This window comes from Terriglobales bacterium (assembly GCA_035454605.1).
Classification (GTDB): domain Bacteria; phylum Acidobacteriota; class Terriglobia; order Terriglobales; family Acidobacteriaceae; genus DATMAB01.
On sequence record DATIGQ010000129.1, the window covers coordinates 1 to 10,211 of the forward strand.

5 protein-coding genes are annotated in these 10,211 nt (G+C 63.6%); all 5 read right to left on the minus strand.

The window, feature by feature from the left end:
- Positions 1 to 440: 440 nt before the first annotated feature.
- Positions 441 to 3,860, minus strand: coding sequence for a tetratricopeptide repeat protein (locus VLE48_09050; protein ID HSA93143.1), 3,420 nt, complete (start codon positions 3,858 to 3,860; stop codon positions 441 to 443).
- 105 nt (positions 3,861 to 3,965) lie between these two features.
- A complete protein-coding gene (gene alr / locus VLE48_09055) occupies positions 3,966 to 5,114 on the minus strand; it encodes an alanine racemase (GenBank protein ID HSA93144.1) in 1,149 nt (382 codons plus the stop codon).
- Between the two features lie 110 nt (positions 5,115 to 5,224).
- Positions 5,225 to 6,580, minus strand: coding sequence for a replicative DNA helicase (gene dnaB, locus VLE48_09060; protein HSA93145.1), 1,356 nt, complete (start codon positions 6,578 to 6,580; stop codon positions 5,225 to 5,227).
- A gap of 507 nt (positions 6,581 to 7,087) precedes the next feature.
- On the minus strand, positions 7,088 to 8,785 hold the full coding sequence (rpoD, locus tag VLE48_09065; protein ID HSA93146.1) for an RNA polymerase sigma factor RpoD: 1,698 nt from the start codon (positions 8,783 to 8,785) through the stop codon (positions 7,088 to 7,090).
- Positions 8,786 to 9,075: 290 nt separating this feature from the next.
- Positions 9,076 to 10,211, minus strand: a 1,136-nt coding sequence (locus tag VLE48_09070; protein ID HSA93147.1) for a toprim domain-containing protein, incomplete at its 5' end; no start/stop codon positions are given.

Here is a 10,211-nt window from a genome sequence, read left to right on the forward strand (position 1 = left end):
CAAATCGCACGTTGCAGCTACCGCCGCCGATTTCTCCGCTGCCGGGCATCTCGCACCCTCCTTTGGCCGAAGCCTGCTCCGGAAACCTACCTAGACCGCCGACCCTTCCTTTTCGCTCTTGGCTTGCGCTTTGACGCGGAAGCCCTTGGGGGCCACGGCCACTGAAACCAAATCTTGTCTTCTTGCCTTGTGATGGTGACGACCTTGGCTGTGTTATCCGGAAACGTCACCGTGACATTGAAGGGCATGTTCACGCTGCCATCGTTGACTACGGCATCGTCACCGGGGTTCCCGTAATGCTGACCGGCTCTGGGCCTCACGTTGGCAGCTCGGAAGCATACCCTGCAGCTACCGCCACCGATCTCTCCTGTCCCACCTGGCATAGAGCACTCTCCTTGACTGGCTGAAGTTACTTAAGAGGCCCGGGTAATGATGGCGGCTCAGGAAGCGCGGCGGAGCGGCGGCTCCTCGAGGATCGCGCGGATATCGCGCCGAGAAGAGAAGCCCTGGCGGTCGGCGGAATCCAATTCACGCTGCAGCTGCAAGATAGCTTCCCGGGCGCGCTGCTGAGCCGCAATAGCCTGCTCCTTTTGCCCCAGATTTGCAAGCGCCTGGGCCTGCAGGAACCAGGCGCGGGCCTGGAATTCGCCGCCCAGGTCAGCCTTTGCGGACAAGAGCTGGTTCAAGACGTCCAGGGCGAGCTTGGGCTCACGACGTAAGAGGTGCACTTGGGCCAGGTTGAGAGTGGCACGGGCGATAGTATGGTAGTGCTGGATACGCCGGGCGCCCTCCAGGGCGGCACGACATTCCGCCAGGCCGCGATCGGTGTTTCCCTCTTCGGCGAAAAGCAACCCAAGGTTCGACCGGGCTTCGATAGTGGCCTCAGAGACGCTGGGTTCCTTCCACAGGGCCGAACTCTTCTGCAAGTAGGAGCGAGCGCGGTTGCGATCGCCTAGTTCGAGATAGAGTTCGCCCAGGGCCGCGTAGGCGTCTGGAAGAAGCTCACCATAACCTTCCTTTAACGCCGCCTGCAGGCCATCCTCGAGCAAGGTTCGGGCCCGCGCGGTATCCCCCAAACGCAGGTAGATCCAGCCGCTGAGAATCTGTGCGTTAGGGACTTGAAAGGGATGTTTCGCGTCCTGAGCCTGCGCCAGAGCGGCGTCAGCGGCCAGGCGAGCCCGCTGATAGCGATTCTGGTAGAAGAATGCGCTCGCCTGGAAGTAGGTGACCTGGGTCACCTGGGAGGCGGCCTGTACTTTCTGGAACAGGTCGCGGGCTTGTTGGAGCGATTCGTTGGCCTGCTGGAACGAGCCGGTGTTGAGGCTGTGCGTGCCGAGATTCCTCAAGCTGAGCGCCTCCCAATACCCTTCGCCCATGGTCCGAAACAGGGAAAGGGCTTCCTGCGCGTAGCGGGCACCGCGCTCAGGATCGGGACCGGACTGCATGAGGAGGGCGCCGAAGTTGGCGAGAAGCTGGGCACGCTGGCGGACGGCCGGCAGGTCGCGGTACTCGCCATAACGCTGCCATTGGGCGAGACTCTGCTCGAAGTACTCTCTGGCTTTGGCAAGGTCACCCTGGTTCCAGTAGGTGACGCCGATGTTCATGAGGGTCTGGGCCTGCCAGCGATTGTTGCGCACCTCGGCGCTGGTCTCGATTACCGTAAGGTAGTGTCGCCGACCTTCCTCCAGCTTTCCCTGGGTGGCCAGTACGTCACCGAGGAACTTTTCCGTGCCCAACACAGAGGCCTCGTAGCCGAGCGACTGTGCCAGGCGTGAAGCCTCCTGTCCCACTTCCCAGGCCTTGGAGAGATCGCCCTTGAGCCGGTACATCTCGCCCAGGTTTAGCAGGGCATCGGCTTCACCTTCGCGGTTGCCGATGGCACGGGAAAGCTCGACGGCACGCTGGCCGTGCTCGATCGCTTTGGCGAAGTCGCCGGTGCGGGTGTAAAGCCAGCTTAGTTTTTGATGCACGACCACGTAGTTGGGGTCGTGCTGGAGCGCTTCCTGGTAGCGAGCGATAGCAGCTGGATAGCGGCCCTGGTTCGTGTACACAGCAGCAAGGCTGGCGAGGGCATCCGGATCATCTGGGTAGAGGCGAATCAGTTCCTGGTACTTCTGTTCAGCGAGGGAGTAGTCATAAGTGCGCTCGGCCAGGTTCGCCTGGATCAGCAAAGCATCTACGACCGGAGTCTCGCCCCGAATCAACTGGCTGGCTTTTTCTGCCGGCTGGCGGGCACGGTCGTCGTAGCCGAGCGCTCCATACACCTGGCTCATGCGGGCGTAGGCAAGAGCGAATTCCGGGTCCTCATCAATGGCGCGCTGCAGGAAGCCGAGGGCGCGGGCGGTATTGCCCTGGGCAAGCGCGTTTTTGGCCTCCGTGTAATTGAAGGCGGCAGTGACCGTGCGCGGACGGCCGGTGGGAGGCCGCGCCTCGTAGGTTTGCCCCGGTCCGACTTTCTTGAAGTAGTCCTGGATGCGGTCGGCGAGTTCATCCTGCATGGCGTAGAAAGTCTCTTCCGGGGAGCCGGAAAGAGAGCGCTCTGCCTTGGCCGCGGCCACGGTCTCGCCGGTACGAACATCGCGAAACTCCGCGGAGAGGCGCAGCATGTTGCCGGCGGCGAACATGGAGGGTACGACGACAAAGCGGGAGCCGGAATAGTCGGCAACGGTCTTGATGGCCTCCGGTTGGTAGATGTCCCTGCCACCGGCTTCGAAGCCGCGGCTCAATTCCAGCAGGCGCTCGTAGGGCAGCACCTGGACGTTGGGCGAGCCCGTCAGGTCGAGCACCAGCATGTGGGTGAGGGTCATGCGGAAACGCTCCAGGGCGGCGTTGCCGGTCTGGTTGTTGAACGGCAGCACGGCGACGCGGATGCGCTGGGGAGGCACGGGCGGCTTGCGGAACTGCCAGGCCAGGATGCCAACCAGGAGTGCGGCAAGCACGACGGCCACCACTTTCACCACGCGGGTCCGCAACTGGATGGTGATGCCAGCAGACACGACCGGCAGCGTGGCTCCTTGTTCGATGGCTCTCAGCTCGGCAAGGGCCTCACGCGCCGCAGCCACGCGATCATCGGGGTCCTTGGCCAGCATGCGCTTGATGAGGGCCTCAAGGGCCGCTGGCACGCGCACGCTGTGGGTGGTGACCGATTCCTCCCCCAGTATCTGGCCGTCTCCGACGACGAGTTTGCGGGTGAGGAAGGGATGGCGGCGGTGGAGCATCTCGAAGAAGACAACGCCGAGCGAGAAAATGTCGGAGCGCGGTCCGGGATCGGATTCCAGGAGCAGCTCCGGCGCCATGTAGCCCGGCGTGCCGGCCAGGGCCGAGGTGTGGCTGGTGAGCTGGGAGCTGTCGAGGGTCTCTTCGGAAAGCAGTTGCCGGCGGGCGAGCCCGAAGTCGAGAACCTTCACTTCGCCCGCAGGCGTGAGCATGATGTTTTCCGGCTTGATGTCGCGGTGGATGATGCCCTTCTCGTGGGCGGCGGCCAGGGCCTCCAGGCACTGTTCGGCAACGCGATAGAACTCGGGAAGCGGTATGGGTTCGCGGAGTCGCCGGCGCAGGGTGGTGCCTTCGACGTACTCCATGACCAGGAAGATCTGCTCGCCCTTCTCGATGACATCGTAGATGGAGGCGATACTGCCGCAGTTCAGTGCAGAAGCGCGTTCGGCCTCACTGAGGAAGCGGCGGCGATAGTGGGGATCGGCGCGCAGGCGCGCGGCCAGTCGCTTGAGGGCGACGGGGCGCTTGAGGGTGGGGTCTTCGGCACGATAGACCTCGCCCATGCCGCCGGCACCCAGGCGCTCGCGCACCAAGTACCGGCCTACGGTCGAGCCTGCCAAGTCTTCGCTGGAGTGAATGTCCACGGCTCGTCCCTGTGGAAATGCCCCGGAGGCAGACACACGGCAGGTCGCAAGCCCCCGAATGGCGCCATCGTACTCCGGGCTACCCCGGGACACAATGGCCGGGAGCTATTTCAGGTAACGGCGGGGAACGCGCTTGGAGATGGCGCAAAGAATCTCATAGGGCACGGTGGCAGCGATGGCGGCGTGCTCGTGAGGGCTGACGGCGAGACCACCGTTTCGGCCCAGCAAAACGACCTCGTCGCCGACCGTGGCGCCGGGGATAGGAGTGACGTCGATGAGCGTGATGTCCATGGAGATGTTACCGACAATGCGCGCGTACTGGCCGCGCACCACCACCCGGCCGCGGTTGGAGAGCTGGCGGTTGAGGCCGTCCGCGTAGCCCACCGGGAGCACGGCGATGCGAGACGGTCCGGGCGTCACATAGGTGCCGCCATAGCCGACGGCCTGTCCGGCCAGAACATCACGCAGTGTGAGGATACGGGTCTTCCAGGACAAGACAGGCTCCGGAGAAAAGGGCGGAGGAGCGTCCGTGGCCTTGCCTTCGGTATTGCGAAACTTCAAGAAGTAACCGTAAAGACACAGGCCGGGGCGGACCATGGTCTTCCAACTGGCTGGACGCAATGCCAAAGCAGCGCTATTGGCCATGTGAACAAACTTGGGCGAGCAGCCGCGATTGGCCAGGGCTTCGAGAACCTGGTCGAAACGACGGCTCTGGAGTTCGACGTCAGCCGCGTCCATCACCTCGGAGGACGCCAAGTGCGTGGCCACACCCTCGAGCGTCAAGCGCGGAAGGGATTTGAGCAGCTCGACGATGCCTTCCGAGCCTTCCCAGGCGATGCCTAAGCGGGTCATCCCGGTATCCACTTTCAGGTGGACGGGAACCGGCTTCCCGGTCGGGCCGAGCCTGCGGGCAGCACAATCGAGCAGTTCGAGGTGGATGGGCTCCCACACGGCGGGGGTGAGTTGGTACCGGAGGACGTCTTCCTCTTCACCCTGCCAGAAGCCGGTCATCAGCAGGATGCGGGCCTTGACGCCGGCCTGGCGAAGCTCGACGCCCTCGCCGGTCGAGGTGACACCGAACCAGGTCGCGCCTTCGGCTTCCAGCGCTTCCGCGCACTCGACGGCGCCGTGGCCGTAGGCATCGGCCTTGAGGACAGCGCAGATCGTGGCCGGAGCGACCAGGTCGCGCACAACGCGATAGTTGTGGCGCAACGCAGGAAGCGAGACTTCAGCCCAGGTGGGTCGGGATTCCATCGAGGGTTACTTTCAGAGATGCAGAGCGGAGAGTAGGAGCTGCCGAGCAGTCTGATTATAACGTTCCGCGAACCTGGGAGTCGGCGGGTGGAGCCTAGGCAGTGAACAGGTCAGCTCTGACCGGCGCGGGATTCAAAGCGGGTGGACTTCTTGAGGAAGACCAGGTTGACCTTGCCGGTGGGGCCGTTGCGTTGCTTGGCGATAATGAGTTCCGCCAGACCATCGAGGTCGGGGTCTTCTGGCTTATAGACCTCTTCGCGGAAGATGAACATGACCACGTCGGCGTCCTGCTCGATGGAGCCCGACTCGCGCAGGTCGGAAAGCTGGGGACGGTGGTCGCCGCCGCGGCTCTCGGGGGCGCGGCTGAGCTGGGAGAGCGCGAGCACGGGCACGCGCAACTCCTTGGCCAGACCCTTGAGGCCGCGGGAGATGGCCGAGACTTCCTGGGTACGGTTCTCATAGCGGCGACCGCCGCCGCCGGACATGAGCTGCAGGTAGTCCACTACGATCAGATCGAGCTTGCCCTGGGACTGCTGCAGGCGGCGGGCCTTGGCGCGCATCTCGTGCAGGGAGATGCCGGGGGTGTCGTCGATGAAGATGGGAGCCTCGGCCAGGCGGCCCAGCGCGTTGACCAATTGCTGGAAGTCTTCACGGCCGAGGAAGCCGGTGCGCAACTTGTGGGAGTCCACGTGCGCCTGCGAGCAGAGCAGGCGCAAGAGCAGAGCTTCGCGCGACATCTCGAGCGAGAAGATGCCCACAGCCTTGCCACCCCGCACGGCCGCGTTCTCCGCAATGTTGATAGCCAGCGCCGTCTTGCCCATCGACGGGCGGGCGGCCAGGATGACCAGTTCGGAAGGCTGCAGGCCGCTGGTAAGGCCGTCCAGATCCTCGTAATAGGTTTCGAGGCCGGTGATGCGCTGGCCGCGCTCGTAGAGCGCGTCGATGGAACCGAAGGAGTCGCGGACAATCTCGGTGATGCCAGAGAAGCCGCGGCTGATGCGTTGGTCGGAGAGCTGGAAGATGGCGGTTTCGGCGGCGTCCAGGACCTCCTCGGCGGGGTCCGCTTGCTCCAGAGCACGCGCGATGGCGCTGTTAGCGGCGTGGATAAGGCCGCGCAGCATGGCCTTGTCGCGCACGATGCGCACGTGATGCTCGATCGAGGTGCGGCGGGGCACGCCGTCGGTAAGAGAGGAAATGTAAGCGGCACCGCCAACCGACTCCAGTTCCTTGCGCCGGGCAAGCTCCTCACTGAGGGTGACAAGATCGATGGGCCGACCCGACTCGTTGAGGTCCATCATGCGGCAGTAAATGCGGCGATGCGAGTCGAGGGAGAAGTCCTCGGCACGCAGGACTTCGGCGGCCTGGTTGTAAGCAAAGTTGTCCAGAAGGATGGCGCCCAGCACCGAGCGTTCGGCGTCGGCGCTGGCCGGGAGACCGCGGTCGAGGCTTTGGTCGAGCGTGGCCATGCAACAGGGGCGAAGAATTTACGAAAACAATATTACAAGCAAAAAATGCCAAAAGAAACGAGTAACTTCGGATGAAACACCCTCAAAAGAATCCCCCTGCGGAAGTATGGCGGTTCGACCGACAAAAACCCGGCCTGCGCCAGCCGCACAGGCCGGGCTGTCTGGTGCGAAGCCCTCGGCTGTTCCCTATCGAACATGGCCGGGGACGCGCCGCTCAGTGAGCACGCGCCAATCGCTACGCACGCTGTCGTTGCGCGACACTGTGCGCGATTGCGCCTACAAGGGCAACAGGGAAAGCAGGCAGGCGTGTGAAGAAATTGTGAAGTTTCGGGATTTACTGTGGAAGGGGGAGGAAAACCGGTTCTTCAACTCTCCACCGGAGGCGAGGTGCAAGGTCTTGGCATCCGCACAGGAAAGGCAAACCCAAGATCCTTCGCTCGCGCCGACTGCGGGCGGGGAGTATTAGCTCGCGGCGCTCGCTCAGGATGACAAAACGGCGTCTGGACGTTACTCCTGGACGCCATCCATGAAAGCGCGCAGCTTGCGGGAGCGCGAGGGATGGCGCAGCTTGCGCAGGGCCTTGGCCTCGATCTGGCGGATGCGTTCGCGGGTGACGGCGAAGGACTGGCCGACTTCCTCGAGGGTGTGTTCGGAGCCATCCTCAAGTCCGAACCGCATCTTGATGACTTTTTCCTCGCGCGGGGTGAGGGTGCGAAGGACCTGAGCGGTCTGCTCCTTGAGATTGACGTTGATCACCGCCTCGGCGGGTGAGATGACGGCGCGATCCTCGATGAAGTCCCCGAGATGCGAGTCTTCCTCTTCGCCGATGGGCGTCTCCAGCGAGATGGGCTCCTGGGCAATCTTGAGCACCTTGCGCACCTTGGCCACGGGGATATCCATGCGCTTGGCGATCTCTTCCGAGGTGGGCTCACGGCCGAGCTCCTGCACCAGTTGCCGGGAAGTGCGGATGAGCTTGTTGATGGTCTCGATCATGTGCACCGGGATGCGGATGGTGCGGGCCTGGTCGGCGATGGCGCGGGTGATGGCCTGGCGAATCCACCAGGTGGCGTAGGTCGAGAACTTGTAGCCGCGGCGGTACTCGAACTTGTCCACGGCCTTCATGAGGCCGATGTTGCCTTCCTGGATTAGGTCGAGGAACTGCAAGCCGCGGTTGGTGTACTTCTTGGCGATGGAAACGACCAGGCGCAGGTTGGCTTCGATGAGCTCACGCTTGGCCTGTTCGGCATCCATCTCGCCCTGGATGATTTCGCGCTGGGTGCGGCGCAGCTCGTGGAAGGTGACGCCGGCCTCCGACTCCAGGCGCTCCAGGTCGCTGCGGCTCTGGCGCTGGGTGCGCCGGTATTCCTTCTTGAGCTCCTCGCTGCGGGTGGCGTCGATCTTCTTTTCCAGGCTGGAGACCTGGCGGTCGAGAGAGCGCATGACGTCGACCGTCTTATTGACGCGCTCGATTAGCCGCTTGCGCTCCTGATTGGTGAAACCAAAGTGGCGGATGATGAGCGAGATCTCGACGATTTCCCGCGCCAGCTTGCCCCGGACGCGCATGTACAGGCGCGCCTTCTTCTTGAAGGGGATCTTCTGCAGGCGCTCGGAGAGCTGCTGGGCGCGCTTGTAATGCTTATGCAGGTCCTCGACCTGGCGGAGGACGCCCTTGATGCGGTTGAGGAGGATCTCTTCGGTGATCTCCTCCTCATCCACGAAGGTGACAATCTCCTTGACGCTGCGCACACCCTTGCGCACGTCCTCGCCGACGGAGAGAACCTCACGGATGACGATGGGGGACCGGGAAAGAGCCTTCAGCACGCGGAGCTGGCCGCGCTCAATGCGCTTGGCGATCTCGACCTCGCCTTCGCGGGTGAGCAGGGGTACGGTGCCCATCTCGCGCAGGTACATGCGCACGGGGTCGTTGGTCTTTTCCAGCGCGCCGGGGGTGAGATCGAGCTCGACGTCCTCGCCGCCTTCCAGCTCCTGCTCGAACTTCTTCTCCAACTCCGAGCTGGGGAGCTTGGGCTGGTCGAGCACATCGATGCCCTGCGTGCCGATGGTGGTGAGCAGGTCGTCGAGGTCCTCGGGCGAATGGACGTCGTGGGGAATCAGGTCGTTGACCTCACTGTAGGTGAGGTAGCCCTTTTCCTTGCCGGCGTCGATCAGTTTCTTGATGTCGTCGAACTTGTCGTCGAGAGCCAAACCAGTCAATCCTCATTCCGCCGCCCGGCAACACCCGTGCCGGGGCACATGGATACCAAGGAACTGCCGGGAAGATGGAGTCGCCGCAGAGAAGACACGAAACCAAGCAATGTTAGCACAAACCGCATCTTGCCCACCACGCGCCCTTCGCACACGCAGCCGCCGCCTGCTCCGGGGTTGGTGCCACAACAGCCCTAACCTTACAAATTAGACGCGGCACAGGGCGGTTTGGATTCCTTTAAGTGAAAGAAAAAATAGGCTGTTAGGCCCGTTTCTGGCAAGCCAGGACCTCAGTGAGTGGCAAGGACGCGGTCAATGTCCACTTTTTCCTGCAGCAGGCGAGTGAGGGCGGCGGAGTCGCTGCGGCGCTCGGCATCGGCAATCTCCGTCTTGAGCTGGCGGCGACGCCGCTCCAGATGACGGCGGCGGAGGGCCTCGATGGCACCCTCCAGCAGGTCGGAGGTCAGCTCCTCGCGTTCGTCCATGAGAACCGCCGCCAGCAGGCTGCGGTCGGAATCGGAGAGGGGAAGGGTGAGGGCGTCGGCATCCTCTTCCTTCTGGAGCAGAACTTCCAGCAGGGACTCGGCGGCCAAGCCCTCGTGCAGGCGCTCGGCAGAGAGCACGTAGCGCGCCTGTCGGGCGGGGTCGAGCTGCTCGGCCGGTTCGGAGACCGGATTGCCGCCGGGCTCGACCGGGAGCTGGCCGCCCGAAGCCAAGGCGCGGATGAGGATGCGTTCCGCATCGGTAGCCTGGGGCTCGGCCGCAGGGCGCACCGTAGCGGTGCGGGTGGCGGCAGCGTGACGCAGCTCCTGACGCAGAACGGCGGAATCAATATTCAGCTTCTGGGCGATTTCCGCGGCCAGTTCGTCGCGAGCAATGCGATTGGGAACGCGGTGGATGTGGGGCAGCAGGAAGTTCACGGCCTGTACTTTGCCCTCCGCCGTGCGGGCGGGAAACGAAGAGCGAGCGCGCTCGATGAGGTAGTCGAAATACTTCTGCGAATCGCGCAGCGCACGGGCGTAAGCCTCGCGGCCGCGGCGGCGCAGGAAGAGGTCCGGGTCGAAGCCCGGCTCGAGGGTCAGCACCTTGACGTGGAAGTCTTCCGAAACCAGCAGGGCCAGGGAGCGCTCGGCGGCGGCGGCGCCAGCGGTATCCGGATCGAAATTGACGACGAGGTTGCGGGTGAAGCGGGCCAGCAGCCGGACCTGGGCTTCGGTAAAGGCCGTGCCGGAACTGGCGATGACGTTGTGGAAACCGGCGGCATCGACGGCGATGCAATCCATCTGGCCCTCGACCAGGATGGCGTAGTCGAGCTTGCGGATGGCCTCGCGGGCGCGGTCGAGATTGAACAGCACGCGCGACTTGGAATAGACGGGGGTTTCCGGCGAGTTCAGATACTTGGGTCCAGAGCGCTCGTCGGAGGCCA